The 20,823-nt window shown below is 71.7% G+C and carries 19 protein-coding genes; 12 read left to right on the top strand and 7 right to left on the bottom strand.

Going from position 1 to position 20,823, the window contains the following annotated elements:
• The first annotated feature begins 1,012 nt into the window (after window positions 1-1,012).
• The 3 genes from mscL (at window position 1,013) to ND747_RS04910 (ending at window position 5,237) form a co-directional block, all read left to right on the top strand.
• Window positions 1,013-1,408, top strand: coding sequence for a large conductance mechanosensitive channel protein MscL (gene mscL, locus ND747_RS04900; protein ID WP_251732140.1), 396 nt, complete (start codon window positions 1,013-1,015; stop codon window positions 1,406-1,408).
• Between the two features lie 584 nt (window positions 1,409-1,992).
• Complete coding sequence (locus ND747_RS04905) at window positions 1,993-3,213, top strand: trypsin-like peptidase domain-containing protein (RefSeq protein ID WP_308204559.1); 1,221 nt, start codon at window positions 1,993-1,995, stop codon at window positions 3,211-3,213.
• A 407-nt stretch (window positions 3,214-3,620) separates the two neighbouring features.
• Window positions 3,621-5,237, top strand: a complete 1,617-nt coding sequence (locus ND747_RS04910; RefSeq protein ID WP_251732143.1) for an RNA polymerase subunit sigma-24 — start codon at window positions 3,621-3,623, stop codon at window positions 5,235-5,237.
• 32 nt (window positions 5,238-5,269) lie between these two features.
• On the opposite strand, the gene ND747_RS04915 is transcribed toward ND747_RS04910, so the two are convergent.
• From ND747_RS04915 to ND747_RS04925, 3 genes are all read right to left on the bottom strand, one after another.
• A complete protein-coding gene (locus ND747_RS04915) occupies window positions 5,270-7,018 on the bottom strand; it encodes a copper resistance CopC/CopD family protein (RefSeq protein ID WP_251732145.1) in 1,749 nt (582 codons plus the stop codon).
• A gap of 30 nt (window positions 7,019-7,048) precedes the next feature.
• On the bottom strand, window positions 7,049-7,813 hold the full coding sequence (locus ND747_RS04920; protein ID WP_251732147.1) for a YcnI family protein: 765 nt from the start codon (window positions 7,811-7,813) through the stop codon (window positions 7,049-7,051).
• Between the two features lie 217 nt (window positions 7,814-8,030).
• The gene (locus ND747_RS04925; protein WP_251732149.1) at window positions 8,031-8,741 is read right to left on the bottom strand and encodes a hypothetical protein; all 711 of its coding nucleotides are present in this window, start codon (window positions 8,739-8,741) and stop codon (window positions 8,031-8,033) included.
• A 118-nt stretch (window positions 8,742-8,859) separates the two neighbouring features.
• Between ND747_RS04925 and ND747_RS04930 the strand changes: the two genes are divergently transcribed.
• The gene (locus ND747_RS04930) at window positions 8,860-9,504 is read left to right on the top strand and encodes a response regulator transcription factor (RefSeq protein ID WP_251732151.1); all 645 of its coding nucleotides are present in this window, start codon (window positions 8,860-8,862) and stop codon (window positions 9,502-9,504) included.
• Between the two features lie 87 nt (window positions 9,505-9,591).
• Window positions 9,592-9,942, top strand: a complete 351-nt coding sequence (locus ND747_RS04935) for a hypothetical protein (RefSeq protein ID WP_251732153.1) — start codon at window positions 9,592-9,594, stop codon at window positions 9,940-9,942.
• 128 nt (window positions 9,943-10,070) lie between these two features.
• On the opposite strand, the gene ND747_RS04940 is transcribed toward ND747_RS04935, so the two are convergent.
• Window positions 10,071-10,406: a type II toxin-antitoxin system VapB family antitoxin gene (locus ND747_RS04940; protein ID WP_251732155.1), complete on the bottom strand. Its 336-nt coding sequence runs from the start codon at window positions 10,404-10,406 to the stop codon at window positions 10,071-10,073.
• Window positions 10,407-10,625: 219 nt separating this feature from the next.
• Here ND747_RS04940 and ND747_RS04945 point away from each other — a divergent pair, with 219 nt between their 5' ends.
• The 7 genes from ND747_RS04945 (at window position 10,626) to ND747_RS04975 (ending at window position 18,329) form a co-directional block, all read left to right on the top strand.
• Window positions 10,626-11,462, top strand: coding sequence for a DUF2470 domain-containing protein (locus tag ND747_RS04945; protein ID WP_308204560.1), 837 nt, complete (start codon window positions 10,626-10,628; stop codon window positions 11,460-11,462).
• 90 nt (window positions 11,463-11,552) lie between these two features.
• Entirely contained in the window at window positions 11,553-12,317 is a 765-nt protein-coding gene (locus ND747_RS04950; RefSeq protein WP_251732157.1) for a metal ABC transporter ATP-binding protein, read from the top strand.
• Window positions 12,317-13,186, top strand: a complete 870-nt coding sequence (locus ND747_RS04955) for a metal ABC transporter permease (protein WP_251732159.1) — start codon at window positions 12,317-12,319, stop codon at window positions 13,184-13,186. The genes ND747_RS04950 and ND747_RS04955 overlap by 1 nt, the downstream gene beginning before the upstream one ends.
• A gap of 31 nt (window positions 13,187-13,217) precedes the next feature.
• Window positions 13,218-14,102, top strand: a complete 885-nt coding sequence (locus ND747_RS04960; RefSeq protein ID WP_251732161.1) for a metal ABC transporter permease — start codon at window positions 13,218-13,220, stop codon at window positions 14,100-14,102.
• The gene (locus tag ND747_RS04965; protein WP_251732163.1) at window positions 14,103-15,317 is read left to right on the top strand and encodes a pyridoxal phosphate-dependent aminotransferase; all 1,215 of its coding nucleotides are present in this window, start codon (window positions 14,103-14,105) and stop codon (window positions 15,315-15,317) included. It begins immediately after the preceding gene.
• A gap of 503 nt (window positions 15,318-15,820) precedes the next feature.
• Window positions 15,821-17,767 carry a hypothetical protein gene (locus tag ND747_RS04970; protein WP_251732165.1) on the top strand — a complete coding sequence of 649 codons (1,947 nt, stop codon included), beginning with the start codon at window positions 15,821-15,823 and terminating at the stop codon, window positions 17,765-17,767.
• Window positions 17,768-17,846: 79 nt separating this feature from the next.
• The gene (locus ND747_RS04975) at window positions 17,847-18,329 is read left to right on the top strand and encodes a Fur family transcriptional regulator (protein ID WP_251732167.1); all 483 of its coding nucleotides are present in this window, start codon (window positions 17,847-17,849) and stop codon (window positions 18,327-18,329) included.
• A gap of 59 nt (window positions 18,330-18,388) precedes the next feature.
• Here the strand turns inward: ND747_RS04975 and ND747_RS29195 are convergent, their stop codons facing one another.
• The 3 genes from ND747_RS29195 to ND747_RS04985 form a co-directional block, all read right to left on the bottom strand.
• On the bottom strand, window positions 18,389-18,514 hold the full coding sequence (locus ND747_RS29195) for a hypothetical protein (protein ID WP_285900017.1): 126 nt from the start codon (window positions 18,512-18,514) through the stop codon (window positions 18,389-18,391).
• Between the two features lie 59 nt (window positions 18,515-18,573).
• Window positions 18,574-19,728 carry a CapA family protein gene (locus ND747_RS04980; RefSeq protein ID WP_251732169.1) on the bottom strand — a complete coding sequence of 385 codons (1,155 nt, stop codon included), beginning with the start codon at window positions 19,726-19,728 and terminating at the stop codon, window positions 18,574-18,576.
• A 146-nt stretch (window positions 19,729-19,874) separates the two neighbouring features.
• Window positions 19,875-20,804 (bottom strand): LLM class F420-dependent oxidoreductase, encoded by a 930-nt coding sequence (locus ND747_RS04985; RefSeq protein WP_251732170.1) that lies wholly within the window; start codon window positions 20,802-20,804, stop codon window positions 19,875-19,877.
• Window positions 20,805-20,823 lie beyond the last annotated feature (19 nt).

Below are 20,823 nucleotides of genomic sequence, written 5' to 3' on the forward strand. Positions count from 1 at the left end.
GGCCGCGGCGGCACGGGCGGCCCGGCTGCCGGAGGCACCGCCGCGGGCGGCCCGGCTACTGGTCGTACCGCTACGCCGCCCCCCGACGGGCGGCACCAGGGCTCGGCGCACTGACGTCGTGCCGGGCCCTGCCGGGCCGGCAGGGGACGTGGACGCAGCAGGAGCCGGGGCAGGTGGGGGCGCAGCGCCCGAGGGCAGCGAAGCGGACGATGACGCCCCTGGCGGTGGGTATCCCGACGGCCCGTGTCCGGGCCGGGGTGGCCCTGGCAGGAACGGTCCGGGCGGGACGGCGGGCTCGGGGCGGAACGAGGCGGGGACGGGCGCCCCGGGGCGGTCAGAGCGGTCAGAGCCACGGCTGCGGCCATAGAGCGCGCCGGGCGGCCCGTAATCTTCGCCTCCGGCCGGCGCGGCTCCGTAGGAGGAGGTCGGGAAACCAGACCGGGCCGGCTGGCCTGGCTGACTCGGGCGACCGGGCGCCGACGGGTAACCAGGCCGGGCCGGATAACCGGGATTGGCCGGGTAACCGGAGTGGTAGCCGCCGGTCGCAGCCGGATCGCCGGGCCGAACCTGGCGATCGTCGGGGCCCCATCCGGCCGGCGCGGGGCGATCCGCAGGGCCGCGGTCCGCGGGGTCATAGCCGACGGCCGGGGAACCGGGCTGGCCATAACCCGCGTCGCTCGGGCCGTACCGATCGGGCCGACCCCGAGAATGAGAGTGTCCCTGTGGTCCGTCGCCGCTGGGGCGACGAGGGGAAGGCGGGCGCTGATCCTCCTCCCAGCCGGCCCGTCGCGCACCGTCCGTCACCAGACGACCTCCGATCCCGAGCCGCTGTATGCATTCGTTCGTCCCACCGGTGTACCACGGATTTGCCGGGACGTTGCGCGCGCCTAGTTGACAACGGCCCATCAGGGACATACACGCCTTGTCGGATACCCTCTAACGTGCATCGATATCCTCCCATGACATCCCTGCAAGCACCGCCATAGCAGCAACCTCCTGGGGGGAGAGCACAGTGAAGGGCTTCAAACAGTTCCTGATGCGCGGGAACGTGGTCGACCTGGCCGTCGCCGTGGTCATCGGCGCGGCGTTCACCGCGGTCGTCACGTCACTGGTGGCGAACATCTTCACGCCACTGATCGCCGCGATCTTCGGCAAGCCGGACTTCGCCACCCTCACTTTCAAGATCAACGGAAGCATCTTCCGTTACGGCGCGTTCATCAACAGCGTCATCGCGTTCCTCTCCGTCGCAACCGTGATCTACTTCGTGGTCGTCCTACCGCTGAAGACCCTCGCCGACCGTCGGGCCCGTGGCCAGGTAACCCCGCAGGAGGACCCCGTGCTGACGGACGAGGCTCGGCTGTTGACCGAAATCCGTGATCTACTGGCGACACGCCGCAGCGACGCCTGACTCCGCGCCTCGTCCGGAGACGGCCCGCCGGCCCCGACGCGGACGCTCACTAACCCGAACGTTGGTCGGCATTCAGGTATCGCTCAGGCTCGCAAGGGAAAGTGCCAACCATGACACCGCGTCCCCCCTTCAGCGACAACGCCGATGAAGCCCAGCCGGGTGACGGCCGGGAGGGGTCCGGCGCCGGGCACGACTCGCCGTCCCCCTGGGCCCCGCCCGCCGTCGGCGGATTCGGGTCGCAGGCAGCACAGCCGCACCCGGCCGACCCCTATCGCCCGGCGGACGGCTCCACGCCGCCCGGCGGTCCCCATCCCCCGTCAGGTCCGTCGACGGGGGGCTGGGGATCGCCGGCCGGCCCCGCAGGCTCAGGCGCTCCCGGTTCACGTCCGCAGGGTCCGGGCAGCGGTCCCGGTGGGCCGAGCGGGCCGGGCGCGCCGAACGGGCCCGGTGGCCCTGTCGGTGGCCCGTACGGGCCACCGCCGGGTGGTCCGAGCGCTGCCCCCGCGCCCTGGACCAGCCAGTGGGGTTCCGCGCCGACGGGGGGCGGCTATCCCCCGACCGGGCAGTTCCCCAGCAGTGAGCACATGTCGCCCTCGGTGCCGCAGGGCCAGGGCGGTCCGTACGGCCTCGCCTCCGGCCCGGCGCCGGGCGGATCGAACGGCACCGTGGCGTTGCGGCGGCGCCGGCTCGTGGCCGCGGGGCTCGCCCTCGCGCTGGTGTCGGCCGGAGTCGGTGGGGCGGTCGGGGCGATGGTGGCTGGTGACGACGGTGGCAGCACGGTCGTGACAACCGCCGGCCTGGAGCACACCTCGTCCACGGCCGGTGGCACGTCTCCCGCGGCGTCGGGCACCGTCTCGGCGGCCGCGAAGAAGATCCTGCCGAGTGTGGTCACGATCTCCGAGGAATCCAGCAGCGAGTCCGGCACCGGCTCCGGGACAATCATTCGCGCGGACGGTCACATTCTGACGAACAACCATGTCGTGTCGGGCGCGTCCGACGGCGGGTCCCTGACGGTCACCCTGCAGGACGGCCGTACCTTCTCGGCCAAGGTGGTGGGCACCGACCCGAGTGCCGACCTCGCCGTCATCAAGATTGACGCCTCCGGGTTGACCGCCGCGACGTTCGGTAATTCCGACGCGTTGAACATCGGTGAGCTTGTCGTTGCGGTCGGCAGCCCGCTCGGCCTCAACGGGACGGTGACCTCCGGCATTGTCAGTGCCGTGCACCGCCCGGTGCGCACCGGTGACTCCACGGTGCAGGACCAGCAGAACACCGTTCTCGACGCGATCCAGACCGACGCGCCGATCAACCCGGGTAACTCCGGCGGGCCGCTGGTCAACAGCCGCGGCGAGATCATCGGCGTGAACAGCGCGATCGCGACGGTCGGCGGGGGTAGCAGCCCGTTCGGCAGCGCCCAGCAGTCCGGGAACATCGGGGTCGGATTCGCCATTCCCGGCAACTACGCCGAGTCGGTCGCCACTCAGCTGATCACCGCCGGCCGCGCCCAGCATCCCTACCTCGGGGTCGCAGCCTCCACCGCGGACGAGAACACCCGCTCGACGGCCGCCAGCGGCACCGGCGCCCAGATCCGGACGATGGTCTCAGGTGGGCCGGCGGAGAGCGCGGGCCTGCGCGTCGGCGATGTGATCACGAAGCTCGGCGACCGGGCGATACCCGATGTCGACTCCCTGATCGCGGCCGTGCGCTCGCATGCCATCGGGGACGAGGTCGAGGTCACCTACACCCGGGACGGCAAGACCGCAACCGCGACCGCGAAGCTGGCGCTGCAGCCACCGACGTCCTGATCGCCCGGACCAGCCGAATTTGTCGCCCGGCATACCGGCGACATGGCAATCGTGGTGCGATCCGGCGCAGGGTGACGAATGGCCGATGCCGTTCGGAACGGCAACCTGCGCCAGATCGGTGAGGTAAAGTCACCCACCTCCCCAATGAACTATTTATTCGCCACCTTTGTGACTAGTTCCCCGCGCGGGCGGGCCTCCGCGGCTCCCGGTGTAAGCCGCATCATGCGCACATAGTTCCACCAAAGCCCCGAAACGCCTTCATCTCTTGTGGTCAAGCGATACCAGGTGTCGAATCGACGACAACAAAATCCTCACAACGTTCATCTGTCCCTGCGGGCCGCCTCCTAGCATGAGCGTCATCCACCCCGATCCGGGCCCGCTGCTAGTCCACCGGGAGACGCGAGAGTATGGATGACGACGCGGACCTCGTGGCCCGTGTCCGCCGTGGCGATCGACCGGCCTTCGACGACCTTTACGATCTTTACGCGGACGATGTCTTCTCCATGTGCCTGCTGATCCTGGGCGATCCGACCGTCGCTCGTGCGGCGGCGGGAACGGCCTTCGCCCTGGTCGCCCGCACCCGGCTCAATCCGCTGAGCGATCCGGCGAGGCTGCGGTCGTGGCTGCTGGAACTGGCCCGCGGCAGCGCACTGGCCTGGTCGGGTTCCCCGCAGGCCCGCAGCGTCCCGGTACCACACGGGGTACCGCCGGAGGACCTGCTGCTCGGTGCGGTCGTGCCAGCCCCCGCAAGCCTGCGGGTGGGCCTTGCCCGCACCTTCGACCGCGCCGCCACCGTCGCGGAGGCGGCCGCCAGCCGGCGGGCCGCCGAGGCCTCGGCGTTCCTGGCCGCCGGCCGATCGATGGCACCGGCCGCGGTGCCCGGGAGCGCAGCGCAGTTCCACGACTCGTCGACGGCGACCATCAGCCTTCACAAGCAGGTCCCGGCGCCCGGTACTACGGCCCCCGCTGACGCGGACACCGGTTTCCCCCAGGCGGCCGGCACCGCCGACACGGCGCAGACAGCCGTGCCACATGCCGCGGTGCGCGAGCTCCCCCTGATGCGGGTGGACACCGACAGCGACGAACCCGTCGGCCCGTCGACCCTTGCGTCCCTGGCGCCGTGGCGTACCCGCTCGGCGATGGCCGCCGCGGCCGTGTTGGCCGTCGCCGCCGTCAGCCTGACCGCGGCGATGAACTGGCCCGCCAACGATCCTGCGCTGGTCTCGGAGAACCGGATCGCCGTGGTGAGCCAGCCGTCGCCCTCGGCCCTCACCCGGCCCTCGCGCGCGCCCGCCGCGCCGAACAGCCACCCCGGCGATGACAGTCCGGCCGCCGCCTCGACGGTGGCCGGCGCCTACACCAGCCAGGCCGACGTGCCCCACCACCGGGTGCCGCACATCATCGAGCCGGTCGCCCGGGACGTCCGTCGTACGCCCGAGCTCACCCCGCACGGCTCCAGCGGCTCGTCCCCGACACCGCCGACGTCACCGACGTCACCGACGTCGAACGCGGTACGTCCCCCCGCGACAAACCCAGGTACGGCCACACCGGCGACCACCACGCCGAGAACGTCCACCTCGGCGGGTCTCCCGCTCCACGGCACCCCGACGGTCACGCCGACGACGCCGGGCAACGTCGGTGCACCACCCGCACCGGGTTCCTCCACTTCCCCGGGTTCCTCCACCTCACCGGGTTCCTCCACCTCACCGGGCGTCATCGGTACCGGCATCCCGACTCCGGCCCAGCCCCGCAGGTCGTCTCCGGCCACCAGCACCCCGGCCACCAGCACCCCGGCCACCGGGACGACCCCCCGCACCACGGCCACGCCGTCCGGCGGCACGAGAGTGGGTGGTGCGGGGTCCGGCGCACCATCATCCGGCGCACCATCATCCGGCGCACCATCGTCCAGCGGCAGTGGATCGGGCTCGGGCACGACGCAATCCGGGACGGGCAAGGGTAGCTCCACAAGCACCCCGACGGCACCGGCCAGCACCGTCCGCGTGCAGCCGCCCATCCCGGTATGACGCCGCGACCTCGGTAACGCCGGGATCCGTGCTCAACGCACGGTGTAGACCAGCGTGGTTGCGTACTCGTCGAAGTCGTTGAGACGCAGGCTCAGGCGTAGCTGCCACGAACCGGACAGTGGGACCTGCAGATCGTCGCTGCGCACATGGCCGGTCTCGGCGAGGTCCAGCGGCACCGTGAACGGCCCGAGACTCCTTGCCGGCAGGGAAAGCTGTGCCTGCGCGGCGACCAGCCGTTGTGGTTTTCCGGTGGGGGCATAGGCGTACACGTCGATCGACTCCGCGCCGATCCGGGTGGGGGCGATCCGGACCTTCACCGTCATCGGCCCGGCGAACGCGCTGCCGTGGAACGGCGGGGCGTAGCTGGTTCGGGCCGGCACCATGTTGACCAGCGTGGCAGTAAGCCCGAGGACCACACCCGCCAGCGCGAGTTCGGCCACGATCCCCCGCCGCAGCCCGGCCAGCGCCGCGGCTCCCGGCAACCCGCCGAGCCGGCCAGGGCCGCCGTCCACCCCGCCCTCAGCACCAGCGTCCGGGCCGGCGTTGCTGGTGGCGTCCGGCCCGGTGGCCTCGATACCAGCCGCGGCGCCGACGGGGTGAACCCGGGCCGAGCCGTAGTGCCGACGCACCCACTGCCGGGCCAGCGCCGCCACGCCGAGCATGCCCAGGACGAACCAGACCTTGTAGAGCACCATCCGGCCATAGCCGGTGTCGATGACGGCCGCGAAGGAGCCGATCTCCCGCCAGCTCTGCACGAGCCCGCTGACCACGATCGCAACGACCGCACCGATGGCGAGCCGGGACCACCGGGGCAGTACCGCCCCGATCTCGGCCGCCGAGGCGGTCCGTAGCAGCACCACGATGACCGCCAACCCGCCGATCCAGACCGACATGGCCAGGACGTGCACCGTCAGGCTGACCACCGACAACCCGACCAGGTCACCGACACCGCCGTGCCCGATCGCCGCGAGACTCACCGCGACCGCGAGACCAAGCGCCGCCAGTTCACCGCGCCGCCACAGGTCGGGCCGACCCATCCGGGCGGCCTGGCGCAGCAGCGGCGCGGCCAGCATCAGCGCGAGCAGCCGGATGAGCAGTAGATGGCCGAACCGTTCGTCCAGCGTGGTCGACAGGTGCGACCAGTGCACGATCCCGCCCAGGCCCGACCCGGAGGTGTACAGACCCTGCAGCAGCAGTTGGGCCGCGGACGCCGCGACCGCCAGCCCCCACGCCGCCGCCAGCAGCCGCCCGCTGCCGGCGGCTCGCAGCCCCGCCGGCCACAGCAGGACGAGGAACAGGCAGGCGCCCAGCAGCACGCCGACCCCGACGTACCCGGCGAAGCGGGCCGCCCCGAACAGGAACCCGACCACGGCGGAGCCGGACGTGGTGCCCTCGGCACGGGCTGCGCCGGCATCCGGCGGGCCCCCCACCCCGAAGGCGAACGCGCCCGACACCGGATGGCTGTCGGCGGAGATCACCCGCCAGCTCGCCACATACGTGCCCACCGGCAGCCCGGCCCGCAGCACCACCATCGCCTGGGACGCCCGCGCACCCCCCTGTGCATGGCCGAGATCAACCCGGTTTCCGGCCCGGTCGAGCACCCGGATCGAGTCACCCGACACCCGGATCGACTCGCTGAAGGAGAGCACCACCCGGGTGGGCGGGGTGGCCAGCGCCGCGCCGCCCTGCGGGTCGGTGCTCGTCAACAGGGCATGGGCGGACGCCGGGGTGACCCCGATCCCCAGGCCGACGGATGTGGTGGCCATGGCGACCACCGCCATGACCACCACCGCGAATCTGCGCACGGACGGCTACGCCCGCCGCCGCGACGCGCGAATCCCGAAGACCGCGGACAGTCCCACCGCGATCACGCCAAGCCCGATGCCGATGATGCCCAGCGTCCGGGCCGTCCCGTCATCGCCACGGTCACTGCTGGTGGCGGCGACCGCGGTCGGCTGCGGGTCGGTCCCGGTGCTCGAGGTCCGGGCGGTTGCCGAACCCGAGCCTGCCGCCGAGGCGGCGGTGATGGCGACCGTCGGGGCGGGATGGTCCGGCTCCGCCTGACCCGGCGCGGCGAGATCCACCCAGCGCACCACGTTGCCGTCCGAGTAGGTCTGCAGGGCCTTGAACGCGACCGGGCCGGCGGTGGTCGGCAGTGGCCCGGCGGACACGTTGAAGGTGTCGAACTCGCCCGGTCTGATCCCGGGGTTGCCCTGGGCGGCGGTCCAGGTGATCCGGCTGACCACCTCGTCGACCTCGCCGTCGTCGGAGCGCAGCGGCTGCGCCGGCTTCGACCTGGTGACCTTGTAGTCCCAGCCGGCCTTCGGCTGCACCGACACCGAGGCGATCGGAGCGTCGGTGGGCAGCTGGACGTCAAGACCGGTGGTCGAGGCGCTGTCCTCCTCGTTGGGCACCTTGAACGTCAACGTGGTGTAGGCACCGGGGGCCGCCGTCGACGGTGCGACGGAGACGTGGGCCGATGCCGGCGCCACCGCGACGGCCAGTGCGGCCGCGCCGACCGTCGTCAGCACCGCGATACGCGGAAAACGCCGTGACCGGTAAATACCTGCCTGCATGGAAAACCCCTCGAATGTCCCCGCGACACACGACAGCGCCCGGGGACGGAAGTCCGGAAATGGTGCGACCGAGACATCACCGCAGGGGAAACGAGACCTCGCATCGACACTGCCGTCACCGGTGCGACGGACATGCCGATACGACCCCGGTGGCAGCTCTGCCACCGCGACAGTGCGCGCGCCGACCCAACTCCATCGACGCCTGTCGCCCTCGCCCCTACGGCAGGGCTGGCAGGGGCGGACCGCGGCGGCGGGCGGCGCGACCCAGCGGCCGGGTGTGCGGCCGGGGGGAAAAACCGGGGCTGGCGGCACGCAGGGTCGGTGGCCGGGCCGGAACCTTTCCGACCAGCCGCTGCGACCACCCGGCGATCCGTTCGAACAGGCGCCTGACCAGCGACGTCGACGCAAGGCTCCTGACACACCACAGCAGCCGTTCGGCCCGCCGCAACGAGACCGCGACCACCAGCGCCGCGACCGCGTGCGCAAGCAGCATCTGGCTGGTCAGCAGCGCCGGCAGCCCGGCCAGATGTGCCGCGCCGGCCATGTCCACCCCGCCCGCGTGGTGCATCCCGGCCATGCCCATCCCGGGCACATGGTGCATCCCGGGCATGCCCATCCCGGGCAGATCGAACCCGGCGGTGACCGGGTCGGTCCGGGCGGCCTGGGCCACGCTGGTGTGTGGCTGCGCGAGCCGGAAGGCGACGTGCAGTGCCAGCTGGGCGGCGGCCACGCCGAACAGCAGCGCCGGCAGCCCGCGCTCCCGGCTGCCGAGGCCGAAGGCGAGCCTGGTGAGCAGCCCGAAGGCGACAGCCGTGACGACGAGGCCGGGACGACCGGCCCCACCCGTCACATGGGCGACCCAGGCGAGGCTGACCGAGGATGCGGCGAACGTGGCTGCCCGGCCGAGGCGCGCCGTGCCCCCGTTCACCGACCAACCCGGCCTCGCCGACCAACCCGTCCCCACAATGCGCAAGCTTGCCATGTCGGTCCGACAGACCGCTATACCCTCAGGTGTCGGCCAGCCGTCCCCGGTACGCTCACCGACTGTGCGAGTTGTCATCGCCGAGGATTCGGTCCTGCTCCGCGAGGGTCTGCGCCGCCTGCTCACCGACGCGGGCTGCGAGGTGGTCGCGACCGTCGGCGATGGCCCGGGGCTGGTCACCGCCGTACTGGAGCACCGGCCCGACGTCTCTGTGGTCGACGTGCGGATGCCTCCCTCGCACCGGGACGAGGGGCTGCGGGCGGCCATCACGGCCCGGGACAAGGTCCCCGGTTCCCCGGTGCTGGTGCTCAGCCAGTACGTCGAGAAGCAGTACGCGGCCGAACTGCTCGCCGACGGAGCCGGGGCCATCGGCTATCTGCTCAAGGATCGGGTCGCGGACGTACGGGAGTTCGTCGACGCCGTACGCCGGGTGGCCGCGGGCGGCACCGTCATGGACCCGGAGGTCGTCGCCCAGCTGCTGGTGCGCCACCGCCGGGACGATCCACTGCGCACCCTCACCCCGCGTGAGCGCGAGGTTCTGACGCTCATGGCCGAGGGGCGCTCGAACACCGCGATCGCGGCGCATCTCGTGGTCAGTGGCGGCGCGGTGGAGAAACACATCTCGAACGTCTTCACGAAACTCGGCCTGGAGCCGAGCAACGCGGACCATCGCCGGGTCCTGGCGGTCCTCGCCTATCTGCGCGGCTGACCGTCCGGCCACGGCCGGCCACCGACCATCAGCCGGGTGAGGGTGGATGGTCATGCAGCCGGGGGATACCCGTAGGCTGCCGTTTCTGTGAGCCCCATTCTCGCACCCGGACGAGTGGGAAACATCATTCGTTCCCTGATGATCCTTGCCGTACTCGTCCTGCTGATGCGGACGGCTTACCTTCTGTGGTTTTTCCACACCCCGGCCTGGACCTCCCGGCCCGGTGAAATCCGGTACTGCGGCGGCTGGTACGAGCGGTTGGACCGGCCGGACGTGACCGACAGCACGGCGATCTCCACGGCCGGTGGACGACTGAAGATGGTGATGCGCTCCCCTGTCTGGCGACCAGTCATGGCGCACAGGCCGTCGTCCGGCTGCCCGGGTTACCTGTTCGCCAAGGTCGGCGAGAACGCCTACGTCTCCTACCGGGCCGAGTGATCGCGATTCCAGGCGTCCGAGCACCGAGATGGCGGTACGCGCCGACGCGGCCGCGTCCCAGCCGACAGTGTGAGCAGTATTACACTATTCTGGGGGGTGCCGATGTGCCGAGGAACGGGTGAAAACGGCTATCGGGCGACGGAGGACCGGGCCGTGTCGCTCAGTCGGGGCCCGGCATGGACGTACACCCGAGCGTGGATCGACGTGCGCTGCTGCAACGCCGCCCGCACCGCTCGGTGCAGGCCGTCCTCCAGGTAAAGGGCGCCGCCCCATTCGATCACGTGGGGAAACAGGTCGCCGTAGAACGTCGAGTCCTCGTCGAGCAGAACGTCCAGCGCGAGCACGCGTTTCGTCGTGATGAGCTGGTCCAGCCGGACCTGGCGTGGGGGTATGGCAGCCCAGTCCCGCTGACCAAGGCCGTGCTCGGGGTACGGGCGACCGTCTCCGACCAATCTGAAGATCACCGGCACCTCCTCCTCGAGGGCGAGACATCCATCGTCCAGACAGCCTAGAAGCCCCGGGCCACACAGAAGACCCCGGTCGGCCCAGACCGGGAACCGCGGACAGCAGGACCACATTCGCACGACTTCCGGCACCACGGTGCACCGCGACACTTGACCCCCAGCCGAACAGCGACTTAAGTAAACCTAACTTGATGGCCTGGGGTTGCGATGGAGGCGCTCGTGGGCGAGACCGACCCGGTGGGTGAGGATGGCCGCGGTGGTGTCGACGGTGTGGTGAGCACGGCCGATGCGGCCGACCTGACCAGCGACGATGACATAACGATGCTCGCCCGCCGCGCGCGGACGGTGCTCGCGGGTGGGCGCACCGCACTGCTGACGCTGCCCTGCGAGCGGGCCCGCGGCTGGGTGGGCATGATCGATGACGGCGGCGAACCGCTGCTGGTGGCCCGCACCGACGGGCGGGCCGCGCAGGCCGCCCGCAGCGGCCGGCGCAGCTGGGTGGACGTGCCGGGGCACTGCGGTGAGCGGCTGATCCTCGCTGGCACCCTTCGGGTGGTGCCGGGCACCATCGCGCAGATCCTGTGTCGGCTGGCCGACCTCGGTCGCTCCGTCGACCCGATCGACGCCGTCGCCGACGGGCTGGCGATGCTCGCCGTCTCGGTGGACGAGGTGGTGCTCTGCCTTCCGCCGGCAGACCAGGCCGGCCGGGTGCGGCGCTGGTCGAGCTCGACGGTGGGGCACCGCATCGACCTGGCGACGTATGCCCTCGCCGAGCCGGATCTCATCGACGCCTACGCCCCGGAGCTGATCGATCATCTGAACACTCGGCACGCCGAGCAGATGTGCCAGCTCGTCGGCGGTGGCCGCTCCCCCGAGGGCGACATCGCGGGCGCCCACGCCAGCAGCCTCGACCGGTACGGCATGGACCTGTGGCGGGTGGATGCCACCGGTGCCCACCCGGTGCGGATCGTGTTCGACGAGCCGCTCGGCGAGCCGCGTTCCCTTGGCCGCGAGCTGCGCCGCCTGCTCGAACGCGCCGGGCGCACCGCCGAGTGACCCCGGCTCACCGATCGTCCCACGGCGCCGATCGCCGGTGAGCCGTGCCGCGTTTGACATCGGCATCGACAACCGTTTTCAATTAGCGGCATGCCACCGCCGGTCAGCGACGCTGCGATCGCCTTCATCCACGCGAGCGTCGCCTATGACCGGTTTCCGGCGGTCGAACAGGTCCACGGCACGGTGCGACCCGGGGAGATCGTCGCCCTGGTCGGGCCGAACGGGGCCGGCAAGTCGAGCCTGATCAAGGCCGTGCTCGGCCTGGTGCCGGTGGTCGAGGGCTCGATCGTCGTGCTGGGCCGCACCCCGGCGCAGGCCCGCCGCCAGGTCGCCTACGTGCCCCAGGCGGACACCCTCGATCCGGATTTCCCGATCTCCGTCGCCCAGGTCGTCCTGATGGGGCGTTACCGGCGGATCGGGTGGCTGCGCTCGCCGGGCCGGGCTGACCGGGCCGCCGCCGAGGCCGCCCTGGCCGCCGTCGGCCTTGAGCACCGGGCGCGCGACCGGTTCGGCCTGCTCTCCGGCGGGCAGCGCCAGCGGGTGCTGCTGGCCCGGGCGATCGCGTCCGAGCCCGCGGCGCTGGTGCTCGACGAACCGTTCAACGGTGTCGACGCCGTCTCCCAGGAGGCGCTGCTGAGCGCGGTGCGTGACCTCACCGCCCGCGGCGCGGCAGTGATCATCTCCACTCATGACCTGACTCTCGCGCAGTCGACCTGTGATCGGGTGTGCCTGCTCAACCGGCGCCAGTTCGCCTTCGGCCCGCCCGCCGACGTGCTCACCCCGTCGCTGCTGCGCCAGGCCTACGGCGGAGCCGCCCTGGAACTCGGGGATCACGGCCTGATCCTCACCCGGTGATGACCGGTCTGCTCATCGACCCGTTCGGCGCGCCCTATCTGGCTCGGGCACTGGTGGAGGCGTTGATCCTCGGTGCGCTGTGCGGCGCGATCGGGGTGTATGTGCTGGTCCGGCGTCTGGCCTTCCTCACCGATGCGATCACCCACACGGTCTTTCCCGGGGTGGTGATCGGCTTTCTGGTGTCCGGGCAGGCCGGGATCGTGCCCGGGGCGCTGGTCTGCGCGGTGCTCGCCGCCGGGCTGTTCACCCTGATCGCCTCGACCACCCGGGTCAGCGACGACGCGACCCTCGCCGTGCTGCTCACCTCGTTCTTCGCCGTCGGGGTGGTGCTCGTCTCCCGGCAGCGTTCCTACACCGCCGACCTGACCGCGTTCCTGTTCGGCCACGTCCTGACGATCGACCGGGACGACATCCTGGTCACCGCCGCGGTGGCGGTGCTCGCCGTGCTGGTGCTGCTCGTCCTGGGACGCCCACTGCTGGCCGGTGCGTTCGACCGGGAGTGGGCCCGGGCGTCCGGCTACCGGATCACCCTGCTCGACCTGGTCGGGAACATGCTGATCGCGCTGGTGGTGGTCGCCTCCGTGCAGGCGGTCGGCACGGTGCTCGTCATCGCCATGCTGGTGGTACCGGCGGCCACGGCCCGGCTGATCTCCGACCGGCTGCCCGTCATCGTCGCGGTGTCCGCCGGCCTCGGCCTGCTCGGTGCCTGGCTGGGGCTCGCCGCCAGCTACTCGGCCTCGATCGACCACGGGGTTCGGCTCGCCGCCGGGGCGACGATCGTGCTGGTCCTCGTCGCCGGCTACGCGCTGGCCCTGCTCGGCCGCGGCCTGCACCGCGCGCTGGTCCGCCGGATGCCGGTGGCCCGGTGATGGCTGGTGGCCCGGTGATGGCGGTGGCCCGGTGACCCTGTTCAGCTCGCTCGGTGACGGGTATGTGCGCCGTGCGCTGCTCGAGGTGGTGCTGCTCGGGGTGTTGTGTGGCGCGGTGGGCGTCCAGGTGGTGCTGCGGCGGCTGGCCTTCCTCACCACGGCGCTCACCCATGCGACCTTCCCGGGGGTGGTGCTGGCCGCGTTGTTCGGCGTCGGGCTGGTGCTCGGCGCGGGCCTGTTCGGGGTGCTGGTCGTCGCGGTCGTGGCGCTGCTGTCGGGTGCCCGCGGGGCCAGCCGCGGCCGGGAGACGAGCAGCGTGACCGCGGTCGTCCTGTCCGGCGGGTTCGCGCTCGGGCTCGCGCTGATGTCCACCCGCAACGGCTTCAGCCGCGATCTCACCGCGTTCCTGGTCGGTTCGGTGCTCACCGTTTCGCCGAGCGACATCGTGGTCACCGCGATCACCACGGTGGTCGTCCTCGGGTTGCTCGCCGGGCTGCGCAAGGAGCTGCTGCTGGGTGCGTTCGACCCCGGTGCGCTCGCCGCCGCCGGCTACCCGGTCCGGGTGCTGGATCTCGTCCTGCTGCTGATGATCGAGGCGACGGTGGTGACGTCCCTGCCGGCGGTCGGCACGATCATGGCCGTGGCGCTGATCGTCGGGCCGGCGGCCACGGCCCGGCTGTGGTGCTCGGGCGCCGGGACGATGACGGCGCTGGCGATCGCCATCGGTGTGGTCTCGGGCGTGGCCGGCCTTGCCGTCAGTGAGCAGTGGAACGTGGCCGCGGGCGGCGCCATCGTGTTGAGTGTCGCGGTGTTCTTCGTCATCTCCCTGGTCGCGCGGTCCCTCGTCGGGGGTGAGTCGGCGAGCCGACCGGTGGCCCGCGAGAAAACTGTTGGACGCCCCACCTACTCTAGGTAAATGGAGTTCTCCCAGTCCGACAAGCTCGCCGACGTCTGCTACGACGTCCGCGGGCCGGTCCTCGACGAGGCGACCCGGTTGGAAGCGGCCGGTACGCGCATCCTCAAGCTGAACATCGGCAACCCCGCGCCGTTCGGCTTCTCCGCACCGCCGGAGGTACTCCAGTCCGTCATGGCACACCTGGCAGACGCCCAGGGCTACAGCGACTCCAAGGGTCTGATCGCCGCGCGCGAGGCCGTCGTGCGCTACCACCTGCGCAAGGGCATCGTCGGGATCAACCCGGACAGCGTCTACCTCGGCAACGGCGTCTCCGAAATGATCATGATGTCGCTGCAGGCACTGATCAACAACGGCGACGAGGTCCTGCTGCCCGCGCCCGACTACCCGCTGTGGACGGCGGTGGTCAGCCTCTGCGGTGGCCGTCCGGTGCACTACCTGTGCGACGAGTCCGCCGACTGGGCGCCCGACCTCGCCGACCTCGCGCGCAAGGTAACCCCGCGCACCCGGGCCATCGTGGTGATCAACCCGAACAACCCGACCGGCGCCGTCTATGACCGCGAGGTGCTCGAGGGCATCATCGAGATCGCTCGTCGCCACCGGCTGATGCTGCTGTCCGACGAGATCTACGACCGGATCCTCTACGACGGCGTCGAGCACACCTCGACGGCGTCACTCGCCCCCGACCTCGTGTGCATGACCTTCAACGGCCTGTCGAAGGCCTACCGCCTGGCCGGGTTCCGCGCCGGCTGGATGGTGCTGTCCGGCCCGCGCGAGCGCGCCACCTCGTACATCGAGGGTCTGAACATCCTGGCGAACATGCGGCTGTGTGCGAACGTCCCCGGCCAGTTCGCCGTCGTCGCCGCCCTGGCCGAGGACGGTGGCGCCGGCGACCTCGTGCTGCCCGGCGGGCGCCTGCTCGAACAGCGCGACACGGTCGTCCGCCTGCTCGGCGCCATCCCCGGGGTGACCTGCGTGCCGCCGCGCGGCGCACTGTACGCGTTCCCCCGCCTCGATCCGGACGTCTACCCGATCGACGACGACGAGCAGTTCGTCTTCGACCTGCTCGCCGCGGAGAACATCCTGTTGGTGCAGGGCACGGGCTTCAACTGGCCGCGCCCCGACCACGTCCGGATCGTGACGCTCCCCTCGGTCGCCGACCTCACCGACGCCGTCGGCCGGATCGACCGGTTCCTCGCCTACTACAAGCAGCCCTAGCCCTGGCCGTTTCTCCCACCTTGCCCGAGCCCGAGGTGACCGAGGTACCCAAGGGCCCGCCCGAGGCGACATAAAGTACGCACGTGATAGCCCTGGGTGTTATCGCACACTCTCGGCAACCACGACTCCCTTTCTCGATCGAGACATAGTGGTCATCGATATTCTCCGCTCACGATCGAAATAGTTGCTGTTTTTTCTGTGGGGACACATCGTCCGCGCGGCCCCACAGCGCGAGCAGCACGCCTCCCAGTCACGCAGAAAAACGACAAAATAGACACACAGTAAGGTGACGCTGCGTGAAAGCGGTGCCGGACCAGACAGGAGGTGGACCGGGGGTGGGCCGAGGCAGCTCTTCCGCATCGACGCCGCCCGAACCTCCGGTCCCGGCCCCCTCCCAGCCCCCCTCCGTCCTGGCAGGCATCACCGACACCGTGAACAACCCAGGCCCTATCCGCACTACCAGCAAGGTTGTCCACAGGATGCACGCATCCTGTGGACAACCTGTGGATGAATCTCGCGAGGACCTGCCCGGCAGCGTCGACCACCATGTCGGCCTGGTGCCGGGTTCACGGTCGGGCTGGTTGCCGGGCCAGCGGCCGGGCTGGTCGTCGGGTTCGCGGCCGGGCTTGCCGCACCGCGGGACTGACCGCGCGGTCGAGCGCGACCGGTGGGACGTCCTCGTGGCATTCGTGCTCGCCGGGGTCGTCATCGGGGTGGAGATCGCGCTGCACACCCGGATCGGCCGGCCGCTGTGGTACGACGAGCTCTGGCGACCGCACTTCGCGGGTGAGCCGGCGGCGCGGTTCTGGTCGGAGCTTGGGGTGGCGAACGCCCCGTCGTCGCTCGGGTCGATCGCCCTGACCCGGCTTGCCGGCGAGCTCCTCGGCTGGCATGCCTGGTCGCTCCGGCTGGTCGGGTCGGTCGGCTGGCTGCCGGTGCTGGCCGCGGGGACGTACCTCACCGCCCGGCGGTTCATGGCAGTGATCCCGGCTCTCGGCGCCGCCCTGGCCATGGCCGGCAGCGGCACCGTGGTCGACTCGGGCACCCAGCTCAAGCCGTACGTACTGGACGCCGTCGTGACCCTCGCCATCCTCGCGCTGTGGTCCGCGCCCGGGCACCGGCCGCGCAACCGCACGCTCGCCGGCACGCTGACGCTGGTCTCGCTGCCGGCGGTGTTCCTGCTGCTTCCGCTGGTCGTCCGGGACGTGATCCGGGAGCGTCGTGGCGCCTGGCGGTCGATCCCGGCGCTGGTCATCGCGGGGATCCACGTGAAACTCTTCGTCGGACACCAGTCCGGCCAGCGCGTGAGCCACTTCTGGGACGACCAGTTCCTGGCCGACCGTGGGCTGCTCGGTGGCCTCCGCTTCGTCGCCGACCAGGTACGCGCGACCCTCGGCGGCACCCCGCCGGGCATCGACCGGTACGACCCCAACCTGGTGCACTCCCTGCTTGAGGGACACCGGACGCTGACGACAGTGGTCGGCGTCGCGACGACGGTGGCCGTCGTGGTCGGGATCCGGGTGCTGTGGCGGCGTCCCGGCGGCGCGACGCTGCTGGCCGCTCTCGGTGGCGCGCAACTGCTCGTGTTGGCGGCCAGCGGCGCCCGGTACTGGCCGTTCGGCGCCTGTCGGACGAACCTGTTCGTCGTCCCGCTGCTGGTGATCGTCGCGGCGGCCGGCGCGGACGAACTGCTGTCCACCGCCCGGCGGCGGATCACCCGCCGAGCCGCGTCGGGCGGTCAACCTACGTCCGCGTCCACAGCCACAGCGGTGGCCGTGGACGCGGGAGCAGCAACCACGGCCACCGGCGGGGCGGACCCGGGAGGGACTGCCCCGGCGAGTTCAGCCGTGGCGGCGGTGGCGTGTGTGCTGTGTCTGGTGGGGCTGGTGGCGGTGCCGGTGAGTGCCGTGGGTGGGCTCGGCCAGCTGTGGCGTGAGCGGGGGGCGGTGCGTCCGATCGACGGTATGGTCGCGGCGACGGTCGCCGCCCGGGCGCAGTACCGGCCCGGGGACACGGTGGTCGTCGGCGGCCGGCTCGCGCGGGCCGGCTGGCTGTATGGCATGGAGCTCAGCGACGACACCGGCGGGACACCCACGGGACGGATCCCGCGCTCGGCGACGACCTTCCTCCCCGCGATCGGCGACCAGGGCGGTACCACCAACCGGGCCGGTACGACCCGTCCGGGCGACGTGGCCGCCGCGGTGCGGTCGCGCCCGCCTCGTGCCGGTGGCGGGGTGCTGCTGTTCGTCCTCGCCTACGACCGGAGGGGCACTGCGCTGGAACTCGCGGAGCTGCGTCGGGATGGCTGGTGCACGACGTCACACCGCACCTTCGAACTCACCGGGACTCTGTACGGTCTACGTCGCTGCCCGACCCATTCGACCACGTCGACCGCTCGGACCGGCCCGGCCGGCCTGGTCCGAGCTGTTACCGCCGTGTCTGCGCAGTAGGTCGGCCAACCCCAGGTCACTGCCCACATCGGGCCGGCGAAACGCGACAGCCGGTCAATCCACGCGCGAAGATAGGAAAATGTCCGAGGGAACGCCGGTGCGTATCGCCGACGACGACGGCAGGCCGCCGGGTCGCCGCGGGGCGCCCGCGCGCGGCACGACTGTGCGGGCGACCCGCCAGGGTGACGCCGTCTGCGCCGCGCTCACCGAGACCGATGCCTTCACCAGCGCCCAGGACCTGCATGCCCGGCTGCGCGCCCAGGGCACGGCGGTCGGGCTGACCACCGTCTACCGCCATCTGCAGGTGCTGGTCGACCGGGGCGAGGTTGACATGCTCCGCCGCGACGACGGCGAGACCGTCTATCGACGCTGCGCCACCGAGGCCCACCATCATCACCTGGTCTGCCGCGACTGCGGTCGGACGGTGGAGATCGCCGGCCCTGAGATCGAACAGTGGACGGAGGCGGTGGCCGCGGCCGAGGGCTTCGTGAACGTCGCCCACACCGTGGAGATCTACGGCACCTGCGCGAGCTGCGCGATCGCGGCCGAATCCTCCGCCTGAAGCTGGGCCGCCACCCGCATGGCGGACGGTACGGAGTGCGGACGGTACGGAGTGGGGAGCTATCTGCGCGCCGCGTCGTCCTGAGTGGAGTCGAGAAAGGCAAGCAGTCGGTCGTCGACGTCGCTGCCGTGTTCGAAGCCGGTAGCCGGACCACGCAGGAGGCTCGCCGCATCCTCTCCGGCCATCTCGATCGGCTGCTGGGCCCCTCAGGGGCGTCGCCGTAGGCACACAGCCGACCCCGACGTCAGGGTGGGGTGGCGGACAGGCCGGTGCAGGGGCGTAGGGCGTTCCAGTGAGCGAGGGCCTGGGTGGCGGCGGTGCCGGTGAGGGGGCGGGGGGCGCCGCCGGAGATGCGGGCGGGCACCCAGGTGGCGGCGGTGACCGCGCGGCCGGCCACGGTGAGTCGCAGCACCCCGGACTCGGTGTTGGGGCCGGATCCGGACGCGTAGAAGACGAAGTTTCCCAGGCCGTAGTCGACGTAGGCACCGTCGCTCGCCCAGCCGCCACCGAGCACGACGTGGGCGTGGCTGCCGACGACGATGTCGGCGCCGGCGGCGGTCAGTAGCGGTTCGAGGGCGCGCTGGGCGTCGCCGGGGCACTGCTGCTGCTCCACACCCCAGTGCAGGAACACGACCACGGTGTCCGCGGTCAGCCGGGCGGCCCGGACGGCGGCAACCAGCTTGTCGACCTGTTTGGCCGAGGCGAGGCCGGGTTTGCCGGGGCCGGCGGTCCAGGCGGCGGCCAGCTCGTCGTCGAGGACCTGGGTGGCGCCGATCACCGCGATCCGCTGCCCCCTGATCGTCGTCCGATAGGGGGTGAAGGCGCTGGTGTCGTCCAGGCCGATGCCGATCACCGGATAGTGGACCGCGGAGGCGGCTGCCAGCGAGTCGCGCAGGCCGACCTCGCCGTAGTCCATGCCGTGGTTGTTCGCCATGCTCACGACGTCGATACCGGCGGCGCGGACGGCGTCGAAGGCGGTGGCGGGAGCACGGAAGGTGAACTCCTTCGGCGCCGCGGTGCCACGGTCGGTGACCGCGGTCTCCAGGTTCGCCACCGCGAGGTCGGCCGCCGACAGTGTGGCCGACAGCGGCCCGACCGCCGTCGCCGGATCGGCGGCGAGGCGCTGCCCGGGCGCCCCGGCGAAGTGGATGTCCCCACCGAAGGCGATCGTGACCGGCTGCCCGCTCGGCCGACGCGGACCACCGCCGACCGGCGCGGAGCCCGCAGCTGTGGGAGCAGCCGTCGCAACCCCACCCACGACTGCGGAGACGGTCGGGGTCGGGGTCGGGGTCGGATCGTCCTCATCGCCGTAGGGCAGCGAGCAGGCCGTCAGCGTCAGGACTAATCCCACCGCACCGGCCAGGGCCAGGCGGGCGGTCGCCGACACAGGTCTGGCCACCCACGCACGACCGGCCCGCGGCGCACGGCCGGTCCACGTCCCACCGCCAGACGCCGTCCCACCGCTGGACGCCAACCCACCACTAGACGCCGACCCACCACTAGACGCCGACCCACCAGCAGACGCCGACCCATCGCCGGGCGGCGTCATTGTGCGAGCAGGGCGGGGGCGAGCTCGCGCCACTGCCGGCGGGGCAGGCCACGTCGGTCGAAGTCGAGCACCTGCACGGCCACCTGGTCGGCGCCGGCGTCGAGATGCTCCTTGACCCGTCCGAGCAGCACGTCCGCGTCGCCCCAGGGGACGATCGTGTCGACCAGCCGGTCGGAACCGCCGTCCGCGAAGTCGTCGTCGGTGAACCCGAACCGGCGCAGGTTCCCGGTGTAGTTCGGCAGCCGCAGGTAGGAGCCGGTGTGCCGGCGGGCGAGCTCGCGGGCCTCGTCCGGGTTGGTGTGCAGGACGAACGCCTGCTCGGGGACGAGCAGCTTGGCCGGACCGAGGATCTCGCGGGCCGACGCCGTGTGCTCCGGCGGGACGAAGTAGGTGTGGGCGCCGTCGGCGCGGTCGCGGGCGAGGCCGAGCATCTTCGGACCGAGCGCGGCCAGCACCCGCGGCGGGGCGTCGGCCGGTGGGACGGCCCGGTACTGCTCGGCCGCCATCCGGTCCATCTCGTCGAGGTAGGCGGCCATCTGGGACAACGGCCGGGTGTAGGCGGCACCGCGGATGTGCATCAGTTCGGCGTGCGAGACCCCGAGGCCGAGCAGGAACCGGCCCGGGAAGGCCTCGGTGAGCGCGAGCTGGGCCGCGGTCATCGTCAGCGGATTACGTGCGAGGATCTGGGCGATCCCGGTGGCGATCGTGATCCGGGTGGTGGCCGCCAACGCCAGGCTCGCGGTGACCAGCACCTCGCGCCCCTTGACCTCGCCCGTCCACAGGGCGGGGTAGCCGAGCTCGTCGAGCTCCATGATCGCCTCGCGGACCACACCGGCCGGCGAGAAGTCGAACTGGCCGCTCCAGATGCCGACCTTTCCACGATCGCGGTGGGCCGGCGGGCGGGTCACGTCCTGCGCAGTCGTCACCGCGCCACCGTACCGAGCC

Origin of the sequence: Frankia sp. R82 (assembly GCF_023716925.1) — a bacterium.
GTDB lineage: Bacteria > Actinomycetota > Actinomycetes > Frankiales > Frankiaceae > Frankia.